Genomic DNA, 20,601 nt, shown 5'->3' with positions numbered 1-20,601 from the left:
TCAACTCCTCCCCGCTGGATCGGCGACCCGCATCAGCAGTCGGCAGGCGGGGTCCCCGTGCCGGAGGCAGGCGGTGGCGCAGTTCCCGGTCAGCTCCACCCCCAGACCCTCCGACCAACCCGCGTGGATCTCGGTGCACGGGCATTCGTATCCGTCCAGCGACCCGGCCATCCGGACCATGGTGACCGCGAAGTTCTGCCGCATGGTCAACTCGATCTCCGCATCGGAGAGCACCGCGGTGGCGCCGTCCCGCAGTTCGCTCGGGAACATCCACTCCGCGCAGGCGTCGTAGCGCAGGCGGAGTTCCTCGATCCCGGTCGCGGGCTTCCCGCCGAACTGCCGGACGATCCGCCTGCCCACCTGGGTGGCCACGTAGCGCAGGGCCTCGGCGTTGATCTCGTTGGCCACCTCGTGCCCGAACCGCTTCGCCACCCCCTGGTACCAGCGGGCGTCGTGCAGCCACCACTGCCGGTAGACGTCCATGGCCCCGGCGCGCGTGGTCGCCGTCATCGGAACTCCCCGGCGGCGATCCGCGCGCGGAACCGCTCGCGCAGTTCGCGCTTGAGCACCTTCCCGGTGGCACCCTTGATGACCTCGCGCGCGTCCATCCGCAGCGCCCCGGTCAGGAGCGGGAAGCCGCCCGCCTCGAGCACCTCGTTGACCTGGGCGGTCCAGCGGGCGTCGTCGCGCGCCGGTGCGTCCGGGTTGACCTGCAGCAGGGCGTAGGCGTCGGCGATCCCGTCCCCGTCCCAGTCCGCGCGCACCCCTTCCGGGGCGACCGCGACCACCGTGCAGTCGTCGAGTTCGGGCAGTTCCCGCAGCAGCAGTTCCTCGGTGCGGGTGCTGAACACGATCCCGCCCGCGGTGCGAATGGCGTCCGGCGCCCGGTCCAGGTGGTAGAAGTTGCCTTCCTCGTCGCGGTAGGACAGGTCTCCGGTGAGCCAGTAGCCGCCGAGCCGCAGCCGGTGGAAGGTCAGCGAGTCGTTCCAGTAGCCCGGAGTGAGCGTGGGGGACCGCACGCCGAGGCGCCCGACCTCGCCCGGCGGCAGCGGCTTGCCGTCCTCGGACAGCACGGCGGCCTCGGCGAAGCTCATCGGCTTGCCCACGCAGCGGGCGAAGGACGAGCTGCCGATCTTGTGTCCGTTGTGGAAGAGCGAGTACCCGGTCTCCGAGGAGCCGAGGCCGTCGGTGAACACCGAACCGGTGACGCGGCGCCGTTTCAGGTCCCCGCCGACGGTCTCGTGGCTGCCCTGGGCGATCAGCACCTTCACATGCGCCTCGTGCGCCGCGTCGCCGGTGTTGTACCAGGCCTCCACACTGGACAGATCCCTGGTGGACAGATCGTGTGCGGCCATTTCCCCGTAGGTCCCGGCGAACGCGAACACCGTGGTGGGCCGGAACGACTCCATGGCGTCCAGCACGTCGCCGCCGCGCTGGCTGGACAGCAGCAGCACCGGCGAACGCAGCAGGAGGCCGAACATCATGACCGACATCGCGGCGTTGTGCGAGCCGGGGAGCGCGACCAGCAGCCTGCCCATCGCGGAGCCGACCGAGAGCTTGAGCCGGTGCAACTGGGCGTACAGCAGGGTTTGGTGGGTGTGCGGGACGGCCTTGGGCATCCCGGTGGTGCCCGAGGAATGGGAGATGATGATCGGGTCGGTGGCGTGGTGCGAGTACGGGTACCCCGCGGGCAGCGGCTCGCGGTCGCCGGTGCGGATGTCGGCCGCGGTGCCGCAGAAGCCGAGACCGAGTTCTTCCCGGTCGGTGGCGAGACCGGTGTGGTGGACCGCGTCGGTGATCGCGCCGACGGCGCCCTGGCGGCGCACGTACTCGCGGGCGATCTCCGGGCGCAGGTTGCCGTTGACGAAGGACGGGATCGCGCCCAGGGAGGTGAGCGCGAGGAAGTTGATCGCGAACTCGGTGCTGGAGTAGGTGTGGATCGCCACCGGGTCCCGCGGCCGGACCCCGCGGGCGTGGAACCAGGCGGCGTAGGTCTCGACGATCTCGTGCAGCTCGCCGAAGGTCAGCACCTCGGGGTAACCGCCGTCCGGGGCCCGCCACGTCCGGTCGGTCCACAGCACGGGCTCGTCCATCGACCGGCCGTAGGCCTTCATCCGGTGGATCACGTTCCCGGCGCCGAGGGTGGCGTCCTGGCTGATCTGCGCGCGTTCTTCCTTGGTGATCATGTTCGGGTTCCTCGGATTCGGGCGGCCAGCTCGACCAGGCCGCGGAGGCTGCCGTACTCGGTTGATGGGACATCGTTGGGTGGCGAGGGAAGCGGGTCGTCCCGGTCGAGCACGATCGCGACGGCCAGATCGGCGGCCGGTGGTCCGGTGCCGAGTTCGCGGTAGGCGGCCGCGGTGCGGTCGGTGCCGGTCAGTTCGACCCCGATGAGCAGGACGCGGTCCAGCTCCTCGTCCTCCAGCAGCAGTTGCGCGGTGGCCAGCAGCTCACCGGCAAGATCGTCCATAGTGGACAAGGAGAGCAGTGGCCCGGTGATGGCGAAGTCGCGGCTGAGCTGGCCGAGGATCGCGTTCGCGGTGCTCTGCATGAACAGCAGCGGATTGTGCACCCGCCCGCCGACGAGCAGGCGGCTGCCGAGGTCGAGGGTGGTGGCGTCCCCCATGGTGCTGGCCAGCACCACCGCGGTCCGGGCGCCGTCGCCGGGCCGGTCGGCGAGGCACCGCCGCGCGGCCTGGTACACGACCGGGCTGAACACCGACTCCACGAATCCGGGGACCGGGGGCGCGGAGGCGTCCGCTCGTGCCGCGATCATGCCCGCTCCAGCACGATCGCGGTGTTGGCGCCGCCGAACGCGGCGTTGACGGTCATCGCCCGCCGGGCCTCGGCCCGGCGCGGCCGGTTGGGCACGTAGTCCAGATCGCACCAGGGATCGTGCTCGGTGAACCCCGCGGTGGGCGGGAGGACGCCCTCGCGCAGGGCGAGCAGGGTGATCACCAGTTCCACCACCCCCGCGGCCTCCAGCAGGTGACCCGTCGTGCTCTTGGTGGAGCTGACCGGCACCGCTTCCGCCCGCCGGCCGAAGATCGTCCGCAGGCCGCGGGTCTCGGCCGGATCGTTGTGCTTGGTGGCGGTGCCGTGCGCGTTCACGTAGTCGATCCGGGGCTCGCCCGCGCGGCGCAACGCCTGCCGCGCGGCGGCGACCAGGCCCGCGCCGTCGGGGTGCGGGCGCGCCACGTGGTAGGCGTCGGACGCGGCGCCCCAGCCGGTGAGCGCGCCGAGCGGGCGCGCGCCCCGGCGGCGGGCGGCGTCGGCCGCTTCGAGCACCACCGCGGCAGCGCCGTCCCCGAGCAGCAGCCCGCTGCGGTCGGCGCAGAACGGCCGCACCATCCCGTCCCCGGACAACGCGAACCCGGAGCCGAACTTGGCGAGGTTCTCCTCCTCGACCAGGTAGCCGCCCGCGCAGATCGCGGTGTCGATCCGGCCGGACGCGATCAGCCGGCAGGCGTGCAGGACCGCGGTGGCCGAGGCGACGCAGGCGGTGGTGAACGCGATCCGGGGACCCCGCACGCCGAGGCGCTCGGCCAGCAGCGCGGCCTGCCGGGCCGGTACCGTCTCCGCGGCGGACCCGGCCGGATCCGCCCCGCGCCAGAACCGGGTGAGCCCGGTGAAGTCCCCGGCGGTGCCGACCAGGGTCGCGGCCTCGCCGCCCGCGGGCAACGCCGCCATCCGCACCGCGGCCTCGGCGCATTCGGCCAGCACCTCCCGCAAGGGAGCGGCCGGGCCGGAGGTGGCGGCGATCCCGGTCCGGAAGGGGCCGGTGTCGAAGCGGGTGATCGGCTCGAACGCCGGGTGCCCGCCGAACACGCCGTCCCGGACCGCTTGGGCGCCGGCGCCGAAGGCCGTCCGCACGCCGAATCCGGTCAGCAGCACGTCACGGTTCATCGAGCCTCGCCAGGTATTCGGTGATCCGGCGGATCGAGGTGAAGGTGGTGAAGTGCTCCTCGGCCGGTTCGACGGTCAGCTCGTACTTGAGTTCCAGCTGGTGCAGGAACCACACCAGCCCGAGCGAGTCGAGGGCGAATTCGGCGTCGTCGTCCAGTTCGGACGGCAGCTCGGGGAAGATCTTCGGATCGGCGAGCAGTTCCCGCACCGCCGCCGCGGTGATCCGGGTATCCGCGATCACGCGGTCGCACCCCGCCCGATGATGTCGCTGACCAGCTCGCCGAGTTTCATCGCGCCGAGCGGTTCGATGTCGGTTTCCGGGAATTCCACGCCGAAGCGCCGCTCGAGCCGCATGGTCAGCTCGATCAGGCTCAGCGAGTCGAGGTCGATCCCGCCGGCGCCGATCGGGCTGTCGTCGGTGACCTCTTCCGGCTTCAGCGGGTGGTTCATGTCCTCGATGACCGTGCTGAGCACGAACTCGCGGATCTCCTGCTCCAACGTCGTCTGCATGGCACTGCCTTTCTGCGCGGTTCAGGGGTTGGGTGACACGGCGAGGAGGGCGTCGCGGCGCCGGACGAGCTTTCCGTTGGAGGTGCGGGGAAGTTCCGGCAGCACCTGGATCACCCGGGGCACCTTGTAGTCGGCGAGCCGGTCGCGGCACCAGCTGAGCAACTCCGCGGGGGAGGCGTTGGCGCGGACATAGGCCTCGGTCACTCCGGCATGCACGACCACCGCCTCGGCGACCAGCGGGTGCTCGCGCAGCACGGCTTCCACCTCGGTCAGATCGAGCTTCAGGCCGCCGATGACCACCAGGGAGTCACCGCGGCCCAGCAGCCGCACCCCGCCGGAGGCGTCCACTTCGGCCCGGTCGTGGGTGCGCAGCCAGCCGTCGACGTACCGGTCCTCGCCGGGGGACCGCAGGTACGGGGACCCTTCGGGCAGCTCGACGTCCAGCTCGCCGTGCCGGATCCGCAGCCGGATCCCGGGCGCGGCCTTGCCGACCGAGGGCCGCGAGGCGCCGCTCACCTCCATCGCGATCACCCCGGTCTCGGTGGTGCCGTAGGACTCGCCGACCCCGACGCCGAACCGTTCGGCGAACCGCGCGGCGGTCTCGGGCGGCATGATCTCCCCGCCGGAAACCGCGGCGCGCAGGGCGGGCAGGGGTGGCAGTTCGCGGGCGGTGCTCAGCAGTTCGTAGTGGAACGGGGTGCCGAACACGGCGTGCACCTCGTGCCGGGTGGCCGCGGACAGCATGTCCGCCGCCGAGATCCGCCGGGTGAACACCGCGGTGACGCCGCGGGCCAGCGAGTGCAGCAGGCCCGCGATCAGGCCGAAGCTGTGCACGGTCGAGCTGAGCAGCAGGACCCGCTCACCCGGCCCGGGCATGCCCTCGATGTGCGCGAACCGGTCGACCTCGGCGGCCAGCGAGCCCGCGGTCCGCCCGATCACCTTGGGCAGCCCGGTCGAACCCGAACTGAACTGCACGAGCCGGTGCCCGGTGGCCGCGGGAAGGCCGTCTCCGCACCGTGCGGTGACCAGTTCGTACCCGGCCTGGAAACCGAGCGCCGACCGGCCCGCGACGCCGCCGCGAACCAGGAACTGCGGGCGGCACAGCATGCGCAGGGTGTCCACCTCGCTCGGTTTGAGCCGGTGGTCGACCAGCATCACCTGCGCGCCGAGCCGCCACAGGGCGAACAGCGTCTCCACCTGGGTGTAGCTGGGCGGCACCTGGAGCAGCACCGTGCTGCCCGCGCCGACGCCGTGCCCGGCGAACACGACGGATTCCTCGGCCACGGCGTCCCGCAACTGCGCGCGGGTCAGGACGTGGTCGCCGTGCGCGAGGTACGGCGATTCGCCGGGATGGGCCTCGAACAGCCCGTCGAGCAGCTCCCGCATCTCGGCGCTCATCAGATTTCCTTGCAGAATTCGCCGATCGGAAAGCCCACGTGCCGCTGGTCCGTCGCCAGGTACCCGAGCAGTTCGTCGCCGCGCCGCAGTTCGGTGACGTTGCGGACCTTGCCGCCCGGCCCGAGCACCCGCACGTGCCAGTCGTCCTGCACGGTCAGGCTCACTTCCAGGCCCTCGGCCGCGTGCGCCGTGATGGTCAGCAGCGGGCGGGATTCCAGTTTGGCCCGACCGACCAGGACCCGCCGGGTCTTGCCCTCGGCGTTGACGGCCAGCGTCGTGCGGCCCGAGCGGAGCTCGCTGAGGTAGTTCGTCCGGTTGTCCGGGCCGAGCACGTACGAATGCAGCGCCCCGGCGTTGACCCGGAACGGGCGGGTCGGCATGTACGGCAGGGGGTGGGTTTCGCTGCAGCACAGGATGAAACCGGTCGAGTAGGAGCCGACCAGGATGCCTTCGTCCTCGGCGAAATGCGTGCAGGTGTCCACGCACACCCGGTCGCCGAGGCCGTGGTGCTCGATGCGGTCGACGGTCAGGGTGGACAGCTCGAGCGGCGGCGAGGCAGCCTCCAGCAGCCGGGCCAGCGCGAACACCTCGCCGGCGTCGGCGGGGGCGAGCAGGACCCCGTCCGAACCGCGTTCGAGCACGTCCAGCACGATGGCCGCTTCCTCGAGGTCGGCGCAGACGGTGACCAGTTCGCCGGGGGCGCGGTCCGCGGCGGCGAGCACGATCTCCAGCGGGATCTTGGTCGGATCGGCGAAGCGGACCACGGTGCGGGGCAGCGCGACCGCGGCGGCGCAGGCCAGCCGGAGCGTCCGGTCGTCGTGGACGTCGACCCAGCCGGTCGTGTCGCCGTCGAGGTTCGCCAGCTGCCCCTCGTCGGTCACTGTCGTCGGCGTGATGCCGGTTACGGTTGGCGGGAGCTTCTCCAGGACGGCCGGGTCGGCGAGCACACCCGGCACCCGGGCGTGGATCGCGGCGTCCACAATGGACTCCTGTTTCGCCGGCGGGACATCGCGGAGGTCGATCCAAGCGAACTTCATGCGGCACCTGTCGAGATCGTCGGTTGGTGGTGGGTGGCGCCCGCCTCGGTGGCGTGCACGACGGCGGCGAGCCGGGACACCAGCGAGGCCGGTGCGGGGGCGGAGAAGATCCGGCGGCCGATGGCCAGGCCCCGGCATCCGGCGAGCATCAGCGAGGTCCCGTAGCTGATCAGATCCGATCCGTCGGGCGGACCGCCCGCGGCGAGGATGGGGATCGGGCAGCTGTCCACCACTTCCGCCATCCGGTCCAGTGGCAGCGCCACCGAGGTCTTCACCAGATCGGCCCCCAGATCCGCGGCGATGTTGACCGCGTGCGCGAGCACCACCGGATCGTGCGGATCGGCGATGCGCGGCCCGCGCGGGTAGATCATCGCCAGCAGCGGCATGTTCCAGGCGTCGCACGAGGCCGCGACCGCCCCGAGGTCGGCGAGTTGCCGGTGCTCGGTGTCCGAACCGATGTTCACGTGCACGCTCACCGCGTCCGCGCCGAGCCGCACGGCCTCTTCGACCTCGCCGACGAGCACCTTGGCGCCGGTGTCCTGAGCGTGCACGGTCCCGGCGCTCAGGTGCACGATGAGCGCGCACCGCCGCAGGATCTCCGGGGCGATGGTGCGTGCCCGGCCCTTGTGCAGGACGACCGCGTCGGCGCCGCCGTCGACGAGGGTCCGCAGCAACTCGTCCCAGCCGGCCTGCGGCACCACCGGGCCGTCGGACACGCTGTGGTCCAGCGGGACGAACAGGTATCTGCCGTCTCCCGCGACCGAAAGTCTCCGCATTCGGAACGATTTCCCGATATCGGCCATCTCCCAGGTACGCCTTCCTTCGGGGGTGAACCGCGATTCGTGATCGCTGGAAAACAATGACATGCGCGGTCAAAAGGCCGCACATCTCGAATCCGGATAACTCGGCGGTTATGCGGTTCTGAGAACTTTCTGATAACTCGCTGCCATGCTGGAAACCGGCCGTTGCCGAGCCGGGGACGGCGCTGGGAGGAGGCTGGTTTGAGCGCATGGACGCATCCGGTACGACTTTCGATCGCGTGCCACGGCGGTCGCGGGCACACCGCGCGGCTCGCCGAGGCCGTGCGGGCGGGGGCGAGCCAGGTCCCGGGCACCGAGGTGACCCGGATTCCGGTCGAGGAGATCACCGTCCGGCACTGGCACCAGCTCGACGAGTCCGACGCGATCATCTTCGGCGCCCCGACCTACATGGGCACGGCCTCGGCGGCCTTCCACACCTTCGCCGAGGCGAGCGCGAAACGCTGGTTCACCCGCCGATGGCAGGACAAGCTGGCCTCGGGGTTCACCAACTCGGGTTCGATGGCGGGGGACAAGTCCGGCACCCTGGGCTACTTCGGCACGCTGGCCGCGCAGCACGGGATGGTGTGGGTGAGCCTCGGCCTCGCCCCCGGCTGGAACTCGTCCTCCGGCAGCGAATTCGACCTCAACCGGCTCGGGTTCTACCAGGGCGCCGCCGCGCAGTCCAATGTGGACGACCGATCCGGGAACGTGCACAAGTCCGACGTCGCCACCGCGGAGCACCTCGGGCGCAGGGTGGCCGAACTCGCCCGGGTCGTCGCCGCGGGCAAGCGGGCGCTGGCGCCGTGACCTCCCGGTTCGCGCCCGCGCTGGGCGGCCGGGAACGCGGCACCGCGCGGCAGTGGTGGATCGTCGCCGTGGCGGTGGTCGCGCAGACGCTGGTCCTGCTGGACCACACGATCCTCAACATCGCGCTGGAGACCCTCGCCGACCCGGTGCGCGGCCTCGGCGCGAGTTCGGCCGAACTGGCCTGGGCCGTGGCCTCCTACTCGGTGGTGTTCGCGGCGGGAAGTTTCGCCGGTGGCGCCCTCGCCGACCGGTACGGACCGCGCCGCGTCCTGATGATCGGGCTGCTCGTGCTGGCCGCCGCCGCGACCGCGGCCGCGTTCTCGGCGAACGCCACCGAACTGGTCGTGACCCGTGGCTTCATGGGCGCCGGTGGGGCCCTGGTCACCCCGGCGACGCTGGCGCTCGTCACCCGGCATTCGGCCCCGGCCGACCGGACCCGGGCGATCGCGATCTGGGCGTCGTCGGGCGGGGTGGCCGTCGCGCTCGGTCCGGTGGCGGGCGGCCTGCTGCTGAGCCATTTCCGGTGGGGCGCGGTGTTCCTGGTCAACCTGCCGGTGGTGGCGGTGTGCCTCGCCGCCACCGCGGCGCTGGTGCCCGAGGTGCGTTCTGCGGATCGCCGGGTGCTCGACCCGCTCGGCCTCGCGCTGTCCGTCCTGGGGCTGGGCTGCCTGGTGTACGGGATCGTCCGGGGCGGGCAGCGGCCCGGGTGGACGGATCCGGCCACGGTCGGGTCCCTGGTGACCGGCCTCGCCCTGCTCGTGGTGTTCGTGCTGGTGCAGCGCGCCCGCGACCGGCCCAGTTTCGACGTGCGGATCTTCGCCGAACCGCGGTTCGCGGGCGGCAGCGTGGCGCTGTTGCTGCTCTTCTTCGGCCTGGCGGGCCAGCTGTTCTACTGCGCGTTCTACCTGCAGGGCGTGCACGGGTTGTCCGCCCTGGCCGCCGGGGCGGTGATGACGGCCGCCGCGGGCGGGATCGTGCTCGGCAACCAGGTGTCCCCGGCCCTGTCGCGGCTGGTTTCCGTCCGGTGGGCCGCGGTCGCCGGGATCCTCCTGGCCAGCGGCACGTTCGGTTGCTACCTGCTGTTCGACGCGGAAACCCCGGTGGCCTGGTTCGCGCTGATGCTGTTCGCGCAGGGGGCCGGGATCGGTGCGGTGGTCGCGCCGATGACGTCGGAGATGATGGCCGCGCTGCCGCCGGAATACACCGGGGCCGGTGCGGCGATCAACGCCGCGACCCGGCCGGTGGGCAGCACGCTGGGGGTCGCGGTACTCGGTTCGGTGCTCGCCTCCGCTTACCGCGGGGCGGTCCTGCCCGCGCTCGCGGACCTGCCGCCCGCGCTCCGCGAGCGGGCCCTGGACTCCGCCGAAGCCGCGCGGTCCGTTGTCCGATCGTTGGGTCGGCCGGACCTGCTCGCCGCGGTGGACCGGGCTTACCTGCACGCCATGTACGTCACCTCGATCTGGACGGCCGCGCTGTCCCTGACCGGGGTGGTGCTCGTCATCCGGTCTTTCCGGCCGCGAAAGTGAGGAAAGAACATGGATCTGGGACTGCGACACCTGCGAATCGTGGTCACCGTCGCCGAATCGGGCAGTATCAGCCGCGCCGCCACCACTCTGAAGATCGCGCAGTCCGGACTGACCGCGCAGCTGCGGCGGATCGAGCAGGGGTTCGGCGGCCCGCTGTTCCGGCGCCGCCCGGACGGGGTCGTCCCTACCGAACTCGGCATGCACGTGCTCGCCCATTCCCGGGAACTGCTCGACCAGTTCGGCGACCTGCTGACCACGGCGAGAACGCTCGCCCGGCAGACCCAGCCGGCTTCGGCGGTCGCACTCGGCGGGGTGGACAGTCCCTGGGTGCCGCTGATCGCCGCGATTATCCGGGAACGGTTGCCGCACCGCGAGCAGCTGACCTACCTGGAAGCCTCCTCCGCGGGCGTGCTGGAACACCTGCGCACCGGGAAGATCGCGCTCGCCGTGGTCACCGAGTTCCCGGATGTCGCACCACCGCCGGTACGCGGCCTGGCGGTGCGCGAGCTGGGGGTCGAGCCGATCCTGGTCGGTCTGTCTGCGGAACATCCGCTGGCCGGGCGGGATCTGCTCTCGCTCGAGGAGCTGGCCGGGGACGCCTGGGTCGCGCCGGGGGACCGGGCGGACGGACTGGGACTGAGCCTCCGCTTCGCCTGCGAGCGGGCCGGTTTCGCCCCGCGGTTCCGGTATTTCGGCGCGGACCAGACCGCCGCGGCCGCCATCGTGAGCGCCGGGGACGCGGTGGGCCTGTTCACCGCGTGCGCCGAATCGCATCCCGGGATCACGTTGAAGCGCCTGGTCGGCGGCCAGCTCTGGCGCCGCACCCGGTTGGTCTGGACTATCGATTCACCGCTCGCCGGATTCGCCGAAACCCTCGACACCGGCGCACTCGGCGGCCCGGATACCGAACTGCTCGCTCGATATCCGGGCACCGCGTGAACGACTTCGGGTTACGGCCGGACGGCGGCCTCGCACGCCTCGTTGGCGATTTCCGGCGAAACACCCACCACGGTCTGAAGCGCGAGGTTGCACGGCATTCCCGCATAGCCCGGCACCGCCGTGTCCCCGGCCGTTTCGGTCTACTGGCAGACTCGCGGCGTCCGCCTGCGCCGGAGCGGCGGTCACTACTGCCATTCCGCTGGTTTTTGTTCGGTTTTCCGGTTGTTGGAATGCGACATTCGTGGTGAGGTGGTCACGCTTTCCAGTGATTGCGCGACGCGTCGGATTACCGCGCGCTGCTCATGGTCGTGCGTTGCCGGGGAATCGGTTCGGCGACCCGCGCCGACGGCAGTTCGACGGTGAACACCGCGCCCTGGCCGGGTTCGCCGGTGGCGGTGATCCGGCCGTCATGGCTTTCGATCACCTCGCGAACCAGCGCGAGCCCGAGTCCGAACCGTCTGCCCTGCCCGCTGGTTCCCCGGGCGAACCGTTCGAAGATGCGCTCGGCTTCCTCCGGCGGAAAGCCGATCCCGGTGTCGCGGACGGTGAGCCGCACGATCCCGGGTGACCGGTTGTCGACGGAGACCACGATCTCCCCGCCCGGCGGGGTGTGCCCCATCGCGTTGTCGACGAGCGCGGCGAGTACCCGGCGCAGTGCCGGTTCGATTCCGACGACCTGGTGCTTTCCCTTGCCCCGCCGCACCCGGACAGTCACCCTCGCCGCCTGCGCCCGCGCGTCCTCGGCGGCCACCGCCTCCTCGGCCAGGGCGGCGAGGTCCACCGGATCGCGCGGTCCGGGCGAGCGGGACAGTTGCGCGGACAGCAGGAGGTCGTCGATCACTCCGCCGAGCTGCCGGGTGCTGGTGACCAGGCGCTGCAGATCCGCGGTCAGCTCGGGCGAGGCCGCGGCGTCCGCGCGCCGGGCCAGCAGCTGGGCACGGGTGTGCAACTGGGTCAGCGGGGTCCGCAGTTCGTGGCTGGCGTCGGCGACGAATCGTCGTTGCCGGGCCAGGGCGTCGGACATCGGGGTCATCGCCCGGCGGGCGAGCCGCCCGCTGGCCACGGCGACGAGCAGCAGCCCGACCAGCTCGGCGATGCCGAAGGCCAGCAGCAGGTGGGCGCGGTCGGCGTCGTGGAAACGTTCCCCGTAGGCCGCTTGGACGATCTCGTCCCCGCGCCGCGCGGTGCGGACCGTGTAGTTCTCGCCGTCGCGTTCGACCTCTTCCAGGATCGGCGCGCCGCCGTTCCGGACCGCGGCGAGGCTGGACAGGACGGGCAGTCCCGGGGGAGTGCCGGGTGTGGAACTGATCTGACCGTTGTGCTCGACGGTCATGAACACGCAGACCGGCGGGCTGTAGATGGTGTTGTGGTCGATTCCCCACTGCGTTTCGCGTTCGGTGTCCGCGCGTTGGGCGAACAGCACCACGAAATACACCAGGGCTTCGATCAGCAGCATGATCACCGACATCACCAGCGCGATCCGCAGGGTGATCATCCATTGGGCGCGGGAGAGGCCCCGTTCCTCGGGGCTCGGCGATTTCGTCATCACAGCGTTCCCATCTGGTAGCCGAGCCCGTGCACGGTCCGGATGACGTCGCGGCCGAGTTTCCGCCGCAGGTAGTGCACGTAGGTGTCGACGATGGATTCGGCGGAAGTGTCCGGAAAGACCCGTTTCCGCAGCCGCGATCGGTCGTGCACCGACTTCGGATCGGCCGCGAGCGTGTGGAGCAGGGTGAACTCGCGCATGGACAGCTGGACCCGGGCGCCGTCGGCGAGGCAGGCCTCCCGCCGCCGGAGGTCGAGCTGGCCGGAGCCGAGCGGCAGCAGCTCGGCCCCGGCGAGATCGCGCCGGTGCAACGCCCGCACCCGGGCCAGCAGTTCGTCGACTTCGAACGGTTTGACCAGGTAGTCGTCGGCGCCCGAGTCGAGCCCGAGGACCCGGTCGGGCAGTTCGCCCAGCGCGGTCAGCATCAGCACGCGGGTGGTGACGCCGACCCGGCGCAGTCGTGTCACGAGGTCCACACCGTCGATGCCGGGCAGCATCCGATCGAGGACCACCACCTGGTGCCGTCGGCTGAGCCCGAGATGCAGGCCCCGGTGGCCGTCGAGGGCCACGTCCACCCGGTAACCCTCGGCGGTGAACAGATCAGCCAGCATGTCCGCGGTTTCGCGATCGTCCTCGACCAGCAGCAGCCACATCCGATCGTTCGTATCAGCAGGGGAAATCACCTGTTCATCTTGCCGGGTGCGGGTCGGGAAAACGTGACATATCAGAAAATGATGGTGCGGGTGTGCCGGTCAGTCACCCTTGGCGGCGAGGTGTTCCCGCCAAATGGCGCTTTCCACGTAGTGATTGTCGTAGCGCTCCTGCGATTCCTTGATCTCCGCTGGATCGGCTTCGCCGCGGTTGACCCGGTCCAGCAGCCGGTAGTAGTCGAACCGGCCGATGCCCGGGGTGAACACCACCAGCACGTCCGCGTCCGAGTCGGGCGCCGGGGCCCACGCGTGCGGCATCCGCGGCGGGGCGACGAAGAGGTCGCCCTCGTGCAGGGTCAGCACCTCGTCACCGGCCAGGACCCGCAACGATCCGTCGAGGACGAAAAGTAGTTCGGACGCCTTGGTGTGGAAGTGCGGCGGGGTGCCGTCGACCCCCTTGCGGAGGGTCGCGCGGTTGCTGGTCAGCGCTCCCCCGGTGGTGTGCGAATCCGCGAGCAGGGTGACGAAACTGCCGGGCCGGCTGGCCAGGACCTCGGCGTCGGACGCGCGGACCAGCAGGTGCTTCGACTGGGTTTCCATGGTGCTACTCCGTTTCCGGTGATCGTTTCTCGGCTGACTCCACAATCGATCAGGGCGGAGGGCCGAACAACGACGGACCGTGCAACAATCGATAAGCTATGAGTTATCGATGGGGGTCCGGAGTGGAGCGGCGGGACCTGGAGATCTTCCTGACGCTGGCCGCCCAGCTGCACTTCGGCCGCACCGCGGACGAACTGCACGTGTCCCAGGCGCGGGTCAGCCAGACGATCAAGAAGCTGGAACGGCAGATCGGCGCGCCACTGTTCGAACGGACCAGCCGCTGCGTGGAGCTGACCCCGATCGGCCGCCGGCTGCGCGATGATCTGGAACCGGCCGTCCGGCGGATCCAGGAGGGCATCGACCGGGCGGTCACCGCGGCGCGCGGGGTCGGCGGCGTGCTCGGAGTCGCGTTCCAGGCGCCGCCGGTCGCCGATCTGGTCTCCGGCCTGCTCGAGGAGTTCAGCGATCGCCTGCCGGACTGCGCGGTGCAGGTCCGCGAAGCCGATTTCGCCGACCCCTTCGCGCTGCTCCGCGACGGCGAGGTCGACGTGCTGGCCACCCTGTTCCCGATCGACGAACCCGGCCTCACCACGGGGCCGGTCGTGTTCACCGAACCCCTGGTGCTCGCGGTGTCCGCGCGGCACCCGTTCGCCCGCAAGAAGAGCGTCTCGCTGGAGGACCTCGCCCGGGACACCGTCTTCCGCGCCGCGTGGCCCTCGACCGGCTGGGACGATTCCTTTCGCACCCCGAAGGGCAGTCCCGTACCCCGCGGGCGCGCGGTGGCCACCGTCCAGGAGCTGTTCGCGGCGATCTCGGCGTCCGAAGGCGTGTGCCCGGTGGCCGCACACGCGGCCGACTACTTCGCGCGCCCGAACATCGTCTACGTCCCGATCCGCGACGCGCCGCCCGCCGAATGGGGCCTGGTGTGGCGGACCGCCGGGGAAACCGGCCGGCTGCGCGCGTTCGTCGAGGCCGCCCGGGAGTTCGCGCGGGGTTGAGCCGTCGGCTTCGTCAGGTGATGGCCCCGGTGAGCGCCACCTGGCCGAGGTCGGCGAACAGCACGCGCAGCTCGTCGATCGCCTCGACGCGAACCGAGTAGCAGATCTGGGTGCCGCGCCGGCGGGTCGAGACGAGGTCCGCCTCGCGCAGCACCTTCAGGTGCTGGCTGATGGTCGGCTGGCTCACCCCGAAGACGTCGGTGAAATCGCAGGCGCAGGTTTCCGGTTCGGCGGCCAGGCGTCGCATGATGCCCAGCCGCACCGGATGCGCCAAGGCGCGCAACAACGCCACGTTCCGCTCGTCACTCCCGGTCATGCCGACAGGGTATAGCAGCTGTCCTATATAGTCGAGTAGCTATACTAGGAAAAGTCCTCGTCATGCGGCATCGGTCCAGTTCTTCCGGTTCTCCAGCTGGCTATTCGATAATGGAGAAACTGTTCCGATGTGTACGGCGAAGCAATGGCGTGATAATTTGGAGTCGATGTGCGGCACGGTTGCAGGGTAATCACTAGGAGAACACATGGCGCGGCAAGTGCTGGTCAGTTTTGTCGACGATCTGGACGGGAGTGAGGCCGAGGAGACCGTCGAGTTCGGGCTCGATGGCGTGAGTTACCAGATCGATCTGTCTTCGGAGAATGCCGAGGAGCTTCGGGACGCACTCGCGCAATTCGTCGAACACGCTCGCCGTGCGGGTGGACGTAAGCGCAAGCTTACTCCGTCGGCGTCGAAGCTTTCCGGCCAGACGAGCAAGGTCGATCGGGAACAGAACCAGGCAATTCGCTCCTGGGCCCGGGCGAATGGATACGACGTGTCCGACCGGGGCCGTATTGCGGCCGAGGTGGTCGAGGCTTACCACCGCAGGAACTGAATGGCTTAACGGCCGGTGAACACGCACCGGGATCGCGCGGTTCACTGTGGACGATCCCGGTAGTCCCGCTCGCCGCGGTCCGCCCCGGTAGGCTGCTGGCGTGACTGAGTTGCCGGACCATGGCGAATCCCGTGCCGGAAGCGACCGGTACCTGTCCCGCCTGGTCCGTCTGTTGCGGGAGACGGACCGGAACGAGACGGTGCTGAAGTTCGTGACCGCCGCGCGGCGGGTCGCACCGGGCGGTGACCAGCTCTCCACCGCCGCGCCCGGCAGCAGGCGCGCCTCGGACCGGCTCGCGCGGCTCGTCGCGCAGGCCGGTGCGGAGCCGAGCGCCATGCGCGAACTCGGGCTCGCCGCCATCCAGGTGTGGCAGGCGCTGGCCCGACCCCGGCGCGGGGGCCGGACCGACACCGAGATCACCATCCTGTTCACCGACCTGGTGGGCTTCTCCACGTGGGCGCTCGAGGTCGGCGACGATCCGGTGCTGCGGTTGCTGCGGGAGGTCGGCCGCGTGAGCGAGGCCGCGGTCACCCGGTACGGCGGCACCGTGGTCAAATCGCTCGGCGACGGGCTGATGGCGGCCTTCCCCGACGCTGAATCGGCGATCACCGCCGCGCACGAGGCGTGCATCGCGGTCAACGCCGTCACCGTCGACGGCTACCGGCCCCAGTTGCGCGCCGGTCTGCACTCCGGGCGACCGCACCGGGTCGGCCACGACTACCTCGGTGTCGACGTCAACATCGCCGCGCGCGTGGCGGACGCCGCCGCGGCCGGTCAGGTGCTGGTTTCCGGTCCCGCCCTGGAGACCGTCGACACCGATCGGTACACCGTGCGGCGGCGCCGGGGATTCCGGGCCCCGGGGGCACCCAAGGACCTGGAGGTCTATTCGGTGGTGCCGCGCTACCAGGACAGCCCCGAAAAGCGGCGGACCAGGCCGCCGGTGCGCTGAGTTCCGCTTCACCACGCTAGCCGAGTAACGCCTTCGGAGCGTGGCGCGCAGCCAGGCTCGCAGGCCTTTTGGTGTGGAGTATTCGAACACCTCTGGCCGATTGCTGACGATTTTCTCCTGCAGGAGACTCGATTGCGGGTTCCGTGGCGGCGGGAACAAATAAGAACGCACTCCCGCCAGTCCCGGAACCGTTCGAAATTCATTGTTTCCCAGGAAGGAATCTTTCACCAGAGGATTCTTGGTCGTCAGATTCCAGTCTGTTCGCACAGTACCGAAAGGAACAAGTGATGAAACGCGTCCTGGCCACGATCGGCGCCACGCTGTTCGGCCTCACGCTCCTCGGGCTTCCCGTGGCCGCCGCGGAAACCCAGCCGGCGGAACAGGTGCAGTACGTCGCGATCCTCAACCAGGCCGACCCGGACCAGGCCCTCGACGCCAGGTTCGAAGGCGTTTTCCCGGTCGAGGTCTTCACCAATCAGTACGAGGGCAGCCCGTCCCAGCAGTGGCGGTTCGAGCGGCGGCCGAACGGCGCCATCGCTCTGGTCAACAAGCAGTCCGATCAGTGCGTCACCGCCACCGGACCGGACGGTGGCGTGCTGATCATGCGACCGTGCCGGACGACCGACATCCGCCAGCACTTCATCCGCGAACAGGGGCCGGAGAACTCGGTCACCTTCGAGAGCGTCATCTTCCAGGACCAGTTCATCGACATGGGGCAGCCGAACGACGTCGCGATCCTCGTGGAGCGCGACAGGTCCCCGAGCCAGGCCTGGCAACTGCTCGCGGCCGAGCCCACCGACTGAAAACCGGCCGCCTGAACGGCAATTCAGGGATTGATTGAAAATGGCAGGGCACCGGGAACCCGCACAGCCACGCTGGTGCGGCACACCCGGTGCCCATGCCATTTCCCGGACGCCCGATCAGGCGCCCTGTTCGGTCCACCACCGGCGGCCGGATTCGGGGAGCGTGGAGATGGGGTCGTAATAGGGATAACGTCGGCGCAGCGCTTCCGGATCGCTGTGTTCGATACCGGTGCGGTAGTTCTTGGTCCAGTAGGAAATGCCTTTTTCCCGGTCGTATTCGGCGACCTGGTGCACCCAGCGCTTGCCAACGTAGGGGACGTCGCAGACGATGCGCGGGGTGGCGTAGCCGGGCAGGTAGCCCATGATCGCGTGCTGCAGTTCCTGCGCCTCGGCCACCGAGACCCGCCAGTGCTCGGCGTTCGGGATCATGTCGCACATGTAGAAGTAGTACGGCAGGATGTTCGCCTCGCCCTGCAGCGCGAAGCACAGGTCCAGCAGCGCGGCCGGGGAGGCGTTGACGCCCCGCATCAGCACGCCCTGGTTGCGCACGTCCCGGATGCCGACGTCAAGTGCGGTGCGCGCGGCTTCGGCGACCAGCGGGGTCACCGACTGCGCGTGGTTGACGTGGGTGTGGATCGCCAGGTTCACCCCGCGCCGCTGCGCGGTCACCGCCACCCGCTGCAATCCCTCGACGACCTTGGGTTGCAGCCAGTGCTGCGGCAACCCGGCCAGCGCCTTGGTCGCCAGCCGCACGTCCCGGATCGTGTCGATGTCCAGCAGCCGCATGAGGAACGACTCGAGCTGGTGCCATGGCACGTTCGCCACGTCACCGCCGGAGACGACGACGTCCCGGACCCCGGGCGTGCGGTGGAGGTAGTCGATGATCGCGTCCTGGCGATCGACCGGCTTGAGGCTCAGCTTGTGCTTGTCGATCTGCGAGGTCGAGTTGCCGACCAGGTCCATCCGGGTGCAGTGCCCGCAGTACTGCGGGCAGGTGGACAGCAGTTCGGCGAGGACCTTGGTGGGGTAGCGGTGGGTGAGCCCCTCGGCCACCCACATCTCGGCCTCGTGCAGCGAATCGCGCTCGGAATGCGGGTGGCTCGGCCACGCCGGGTCGCGGTCGCTGTGGACCGGCAGCATGTAGCGGCGGATCGGGTCGGCGTAGAAGGCCTCGGTGACCTTCACCGGGTCCGAACCCGCGTCCGGCGCCATGGTGTTGAGCATCTGCGGTGGCAGCAGCATGGACATGGTCGCCATCTCGCGCTGGTCGGCGACCAGATCCTCGTAGAAACGCTCCTCGAGCAGATCGCCCATCAGCGCCTTGAGCTGTTTGACGTTGCGGACGCAGTGGACCCGCTGCCACTGAGCGTCACGCCACTCGGACTCGGTGACGTCCTGCCAGCCCGGATACCGGCGCCAATCGGGCTCGGCCAACTCGGTGCGAACGTACTCGTACGGCTGCTCGACCGGCTGGGCGGCGGGTGTTACAGGTTCCTGGATCTCAGTCATACCTGCTCCTCGTCGTCGGTATTCCGTAAAATTATCCTGTCATATCGTCAGTAGAACGCAAATCTTGTCGTCTGGATCGTGACCTGGCACCGTGGGTGCCCGGCCCGGAGCACCCGCGCGGGCACCAGGCAGACTCGACATGTGACCGGATCTCAGACCACGCTCCTCATCGGCGGCCGTGTTCACTCACCGAGTTCGCCGGACGCCACCGCCATGGCGGTCACCGACGGCACGGTCGTCTGGGTCGGCCAGGACGGCCCGGGCCGCGCGCTGCACCCCGGCGCCGAGGTCGTCGACCTCGACGGCGCGTTCGTCGCCCCCGCCTTCGTCGACGCGCACGTCCACGCGACCGCCACCGGCCTGCACCTGACCGGGCTCGACCTCACCGCGGTCACCGACGCCGGCGCGCTGCTCGCCGCGGTCCGCGACGCCGCCCGTCCCGGCGAAGTCCTGATCGCGCACGGCTGGGACGAATCGGCCTGGACCAGCCCCCGCCTGCCCAGCCGCGCCGAACTCGACGAGGCCGCGGGCGGCGTCCCGGTCTACCTGAGCCGCGTCGACGTGCACTCGGCCCTCGTGTCCACCGCACTCGCCGACCTCGCCCCCGAAGCCCGGGACCGCGACGGCTGGTCCGACCAGGGGCCGCTGACCCGCGACGCCCACCACCGGATCCGCGCGGCCATGCGGCAGGCGATCACCGGCCCGCAACGCCGCCGCGCCCAGGAGGCGTTCCTCCGGCTCGCCGCCGAACGCGGGATCGTCAGCGTCCACGAATGCGCCGGCCCGGACATCTCCGGCGAACAGGACCTCGCCGATCTCCTCGCGCTCGCCGCCGAACCGGGCCTGCCCGAGGTCGTCGGCTACTGGGGCGAACTCGGCGCGGTCGACACGGCCCGCCGGTTCGGCGTGCGCGGGCTCGCCGGCGACCTGTTCGCCGACGGCGCCCTCGGCTCCCGCACCGCCGCGCTGTGCGAGCCCTACGCCGACGACCCGGCCACCAGCGGCGCGCGCTACGTCGAAGCCGAGGCGGTCGCCGACCACGTGATCGCCTGCACCGAAGCGGGCCTGCAGGCGGGGTTCCACGTCATCGGCGACGCCGCGGTCACCGAGGTCGTGCGGGGTTTCCAGCTCGCCGAGAAGGTGGTGGGGCAGCGCGCCCTCGCCGCGCGGGGCCACCGGCTCGAGCACCTGGAGATGGTGAACCCCGAACAGGCCGCGGCCCTCGCCGGCTGGGGGGTGGCCGCGTCCATGCAACCCCAGTTCGACGCGGCCTGGGGCGGCCCCGGCGGGATGTACGCGAGCCGCCTGGGCGGCGAGCGGGCCGCCGGGCTCAACCCCTTCGCCGCGCTCGCCGCGGCCGGGGTCCTGCTCGCGTTCGGCTCGGACAGCCCGGTCACCCCGCTCGACCCGTGGGCGAGCGTGCGGGCCGCCGTCCGCCACCGGACCCCCGGTTCCGGACTGTCCGCCCGCGCCGCGTTCAACGCCCACACCCGCGGCGGGCACCGCGCGGCCGGCACCAACGACGGCGTCACCGGCAGCCTGGTGCCCGGCGCCCCGGCGCACTACGCGATCTGGGCCGCCGACGAACTGGTCGTCGAGGCCGCGGACTCCCGAGTGCAGCGCTGGTCCACCGACCCCCGCTCCCGGGTGCCCGCCCTCCCGCGGCTCGATCCTGACCACGGATTGCCCCGCTGCCTGCGCACGGTCCGGTCCGGCGAGGTGATCTACGACGACTTCACCCGCCCCGCCTAGAG

22 protein-coding genes are annotated in these 20,601 nt (G+C 70.6%); 8 read left to right on the top strand and 14 right to left on the bottom strand.

The window, feature by feature from the left end; all coding sequences use genetic code 11:
• The 9 genes from FXO23_RS32905 to FXO23_RS32865 are packed head-to-tail and all read right to left on the bottom strand — an operon-like array spanning window position 1 to window position 7,627.
• The gene (locus FXO23_RS32905) at window positions 1–510 is read right to left on the bottom strand and encodes a DUF6125 family protein (protein WP_158889471.1); all 510 of its coding nucleotides are present in this window, start codon (window positions 508–510) and stop codon (window positions 1–3) included.
• Complete coding sequence (locus FXO23_RS32900; RefSeq protein ID WP_158889469.1) at window positions 507–2,186, bottom strand: class I adenylate-forming enzyme family protein; 1,680 nt, start codon at window positions 2,184–2,186, stop codon at window positions 507–509. The genes FXO23_RS32905 and FXO23_RS32900 overlap by 4 nt, the downstream gene beginning before the upstream one ends.
• A complete protein-coding gene (locus tag FXO23_RS32895) occupies window positions 2,183–2,776 on the bottom strand; it encodes a beta-ketoacyl synthase chain length factor (RefSeq protein ID WP_158889467.1) in 594 nt (197 codons plus the stop codon). The genes FXO23_RS32900 and FXO23_RS32895 overlap by 4 nt, the downstream gene beginning before the upstream one ends.
• Window positions 2,773–3,906 (bottom strand): beta-ketoacyl synthase N-terminal-like domain-containing protein, encoded by a 1,134-nt coding sequence (locus tag FXO23_RS32890; RefSeq protein ID WP_158889465.1) that lies wholly within the window; start codon window positions 3,904–3,906, stop codon window positions 2,773–2,775. Before FXO23_RS32890 ends, FXO23_RS32895 begins: the two co-directional genes overlap by 4 nt.
• Window positions 3,896–4,147: an acyl carrier protein gene (locus FXO23_RS32885; protein WP_158889463.1), complete on the bottom strand. Its 252-nt coding sequence runs from the start codon at window positions 4,145–4,147 to the stop codon at window positions 3,896–3,898. The genes FXO23_RS32890 and FXO23_RS32885 overlap by 11 nt, the downstream gene beginning before the upstream one ends.
• Window positions 4,144–4,416: an acyl carrier protein gene (locus FXO23_RS32880; protein WP_158889461.1), complete on the bottom strand. Its 273-nt coding sequence runs from the start codon at window positions 4,414–4,416 to the stop codon at window positions 4,144–4,146. The genes FXO23_RS32885 and FXO23_RS32880 overlap by 4 nt, the downstream gene beginning before the upstream one ends.
• A gap of 21 nt (window positions 4,417–4,437) precedes the next feature.
• Window positions 4,438–5,814 carry a class I adenylate-forming enzyme family protein gene (locus FXO23_RS32875; RefSeq protein ID WP_246258172.1) on the bottom strand — a complete coding sequence of 459 codons (1,377 nt, stop codon included), beginning with the start codon at window positions 5,812–5,814 and terminating at the stop codon, window positions 4,438–4,440.
• Entirely contained in the window at window positions 5,814–6,851 is a 1,038-nt protein-coding gene (locus FXO23_RS32870) for a 3-dehydroquinate synthase II family protein (RefSeq protein WP_158889459.1), read from the bottom strand. The genes FXO23_RS32875 and FXO23_RS32870 overlap by 1 nt, the downstream gene beginning before the upstream one ends.
• A complete protein-coding gene (locus FXO23_RS32865) occupies window positions 6,848–7,627 on the bottom strand; it encodes a 2-amino-3,7-dideoxy-D-threo-hept-6-ulosonate synthase (protein ID WP_246258171.1) in 780 nt (259 codons plus the stop codon). Before FXO23_RS32865 ends, FXO23_RS32870 begins: the two co-directional genes overlap by 4 nt.
• Window positions 7,628–7,852: 225 nt before the next feature.
• Here FXO23_RS32865 and FXO23_RS32860 point away from each other — a divergent pair, with 225 nt between their 5' ends.
• From FXO23_RS32860 to FXO23_RS32850, 3 genes are read left to right on the top strand one after another with little or no spacing between them, the layout of a single operon-like run.
• Window positions 7,853–8,458: a flavodoxin family protein gene (locus tag FXO23_RS32860; RefSeq protein ID WP_158889455.1), complete on the top strand. Its 606-nt coding sequence runs from the start codon at window positions 7,853–7,855 to the stop codon at window positions 8,456–8,458.
• A complete protein-coding gene (locus FXO23_RS32855; protein WP_218952213.1) occupies window positions 8,455–9,984 on the top strand; it encodes an MFS transporter in 1,530 nt (509 codons plus the stop codon). The genes FXO23_RS32860 and FXO23_RS32855 overlap by 4 nt, the downstream gene beginning before the upstream one ends.
• Before the next feature lie 9 nt (window positions 9,985–9,993).
• Window positions 9,994–10,923 (top strand): LysR family transcriptional regulator, encoded by a 930-nt coding sequence (locus FXO23_RS32850; RefSeq protein ID WP_158889453.1) that lies wholly within the window; start codon window positions 9,994–9,996, stop codon window positions 10,921–10,923.
• Window positions 10,924–11,209: 286 nt separating this feature from the next.
• Here FXO23_RS32850 and FXO23_RS32845 read toward each other — a convergent pair whose 3' ends face one another.
• The 3 genes from FXO23_RS32845 to FXO23_RS32835 form a co-directional block, all read right to left on the bottom strand.
• Window positions 11,210–12,469 (bottom strand): sensor histidine kinase, encoded by a 1,260-nt coding sequence (locus tag FXO23_RS32845; protein ID WP_158889451.1) that lies wholly within the window; start codon window positions 12,467–12,469, stop codon window positions 11,210–11,212.
• Entirely contained in the window at window positions 12,469–13,116 is a 648-nt protein-coding gene (locus FXO23_RS32840; protein WP_179956950.1) for a response regulator transcription factor, read from the bottom strand. The genes FXO23_RS32845 and FXO23_RS32840 overlap by 1 nt, the downstream gene beginning before the upstream one ends.
• Window positions 13,117–13,221: 105 nt before the next feature.
• Window positions 13,222–13,719: a cupin domain-containing protein gene (locus FXO23_RS32835; protein ID WP_158889447.1), complete on the bottom strand. Its 498-nt coding sequence runs from the start codon at window positions 13,717–13,719 to the stop codon at window positions 13,222–13,224.
• Between the two features lie 98 nt (window positions 13,720–13,817).
• Between FXO23_RS32835 and FXO23_RS32830 the strand changes: the two genes are divergently transcribed.
• Window positions 13,818–14,717 carry a LysR family transcriptional regulator gene (locus FXO23_RS32830; protein ID WP_246258170.1) on the top strand — a complete coding sequence of 300 codons (900 nt, stop codon included), beginning with the start codon at window positions 13,818–13,820 and terminating at the stop codon, window positions 14,715–14,717.
• A 13-nt stretch (window positions 14,718–14,730) separates the two neighbouring features.
• On the opposite strand, the gene FXO23_RS32825 is transcribed toward FXO23_RS32830, so the two are convergent.
• Window positions 14,731–15,033: an ArsR/SmtB family transcription factor gene (locus tag FXO23_RS32825; protein WP_158889445.1), complete on the bottom strand. Its 303-nt coding sequence runs from the start codon at window positions 15,031–15,033 to the stop codon at window positions 14,731–14,733.
• Window positions 15,034–15,238: 205 nt separating this feature from the next.
• Here FXO23_RS32825 and FXO23_RS32820 point away from each other — a divergent pair, with 205 nt between their 5' ends.
• The 3 genes from FXO23_RS32820 (at window position 15,239) to FXO23_RS32810 (ending at window position 17,338) form a co-directional block, all read left to right on the top strand.
• Window positions 15,239–15,586 (top strand): histone-like nucleoid-structuring protein Lsr2, encoded by a 348-nt coding sequence (locus FXO23_RS32820; protein ID WP_158889443.1) that lies wholly within the window; start codon window positions 15,239–15,241, stop codon window positions 15,584–15,586.
• A 100-nt stretch (window positions 15,587–15,686) separates the two neighbouring features.
• A complete protein-coding gene (locus FXO23_RS32815; protein WP_246258169.1) occupies window positions 15,687–16,535 on the top strand; it encodes an adenylate/guanylate cyclase domain-containing protein in 849 nt (282 codons plus the stop codon).
• A gap of 287 nt (window positions 16,536–16,822) precedes the next feature.
• Window positions 16,823–17,338, top strand: coding sequence for an RICIN domain-containing protein (locus tag FXO23_RS32810; protein WP_158889441.1), 516 nt, complete (start codon window positions 16,823–16,825; stop codon window positions 17,336–17,338).
• 117 nt (window positions 17,339–17,455) lie between these two features.
• Here the strand turns inward: FXO23_RS32810 and FXO23_RS32805 are convergent, their stop codons facing one another.
• Window positions 17,456–18,847, bottom strand: coding sequence for a KamA family radical SAM protein (locus FXO23_RS32805; RefSeq protein ID WP_158889439.1), 1,392 nt, complete (start codon window positions 18,845–18,847; stop codon window positions 17,456–17,458).
• Between the two features lie 141 nt (window positions 18,848–18,988).
• Here FXO23_RS32805 and FXO23_RS32800 point away from each other — a divergent pair, with 141 nt between their 5' ends.
• Complete coding sequence (locus tag FXO23_RS32800; protein ID WP_158889437.1) at window positions 18,989–20,599, top strand: amidohydrolase; 1,611 nt, start codon at window positions 18,989–18,991, stop codon at window positions 20,597–20,599.
• The last annotated feature ends 2 nt before the right edge of the window (window positions 20,600–20,601 follow it).

The sequence above is a fragment of the Amycolatopsis anabasis genome (genome assembly GCF_009765355.1).
Classification (GTDB): Bacteria; Actinomycetota; Actinomycetes; order Mycobacteriales; family Pseudonocardiaceae; genus Amycolatopsis; species Amycolatopsis anabasis.
Note: the sequence above shows the minus strand (reverse complement) of the source record. Positions and strands in the feature narration are given on the sequence as shown.

Coding starts and splice junctions, on each gene's coding strand:
- FXO23_RS32805 (WP_158889439.1), bottom strand. CDS start 18,847: ATGACTGAGATCCAGGAACCTGTAACACCCGCCGCCCAGCCGGTCGAG.
- FXO23_RS32850 (WP_158889453.1), top strand. CDS start 9,994: ATGGATCTGGGACTGCGACACCTGCGAATCGTGGTCACCGTCGCCGAA.
- FXO23_RS32830 (WP_246258170.1), top strand. CDS start 13,818: ATGAGTTATCGATGGGGGTCCGGAGTGGAGCGGCGGGACCTGGAGATC.
- FXO23_RS32875 (WP_246258172.1), bottom strand. CDS start 5,814: ATGAGCGCCGAGATGCGGGAGCTGCTCGACGGGCTGTTCGAGGCCCAT.
- FXO23_RS32835 (WP_158889447.1), bottom strand. CDS start 13,719: ATGGAAACCCAGTCGAAGCACCTGCTGGTCCGCGCGTCCGACGCCGAG.
- FXO23_RS32845 (WP_158889451.1), bottom strand. CDS start 12,469: ATGACGAAATCGCCGAGCCCCGAGGAACGGGGCCTCTCCCGCGCCCAA.
- FXO23_RS32880 (WP_158889461.1), bottom strand. CDS start 4,416: ATGCAGACGACGTTGGAGCAGGAGATCCGCGAGTTCGTGCTCAGCACG.
- FXO23_RS32890 (WP_158889465.1), bottom strand. CDS start 3,906: ATGAACCGTGACGTGCTGCTGACCGGATTCGGCGTGCGGACGGCCTTC.
- FXO23_RS32825 (WP_158889445.1), bottom strand. CDS start 15,033: ATGACCGGGAGTGACGAGCGGAACGTGGCGTTGTTGCGCGCCTTGGCG.
- FXO23_RS32900 (WP_158889469.1), bottom strand. CDS start 2,186: ATGATCACCAAGGAAGAACGCGCGCAGATCAGCCAGGACGCCACCCTC.
- FXO23_RS32905 (WP_158889471.1), bottom strand. CDS start 510: ATGACGGCGACCACGCGCGCCGGGGCCATGGACGTCTACCGGCAGTGG.
- FXO23_RS32820 (WP_158889443.1), top strand. CDS start 15,239: ATGGCGCGGCAAGTGCTGGTCAGTTTTGTCGACGATCTGGACGGGAGT.
- FXO23_RS32870 (WP_158889459.1), bottom strand. CDS start 6,851: ATGAAGTTCGCTTGGATCGACCTCCGCGATGTCCCGCCGGCGAAACAG.
- FXO23_RS32895 (WP_158889467.1), bottom strand. CDS start 2,776: ATGATCGCGGCACGAGCGGACGCCTCCGCGCCCCCGGTCCCCGGATTC.
- FXO23_RS32865 (WP_246258171.1), bottom strand. CDS start 7,627: ATGCGGAGACTTTCGGTCGCGGGAGACGGCAGATACCTGTTCGTCCCG.
- FXO23_RS32810 (WP_158889441.1), top strand. CDS start 16,823: ATGAAACGCGTCCTGGCCACGATCGGCGCCACGCTGTTCGGCCTCACG.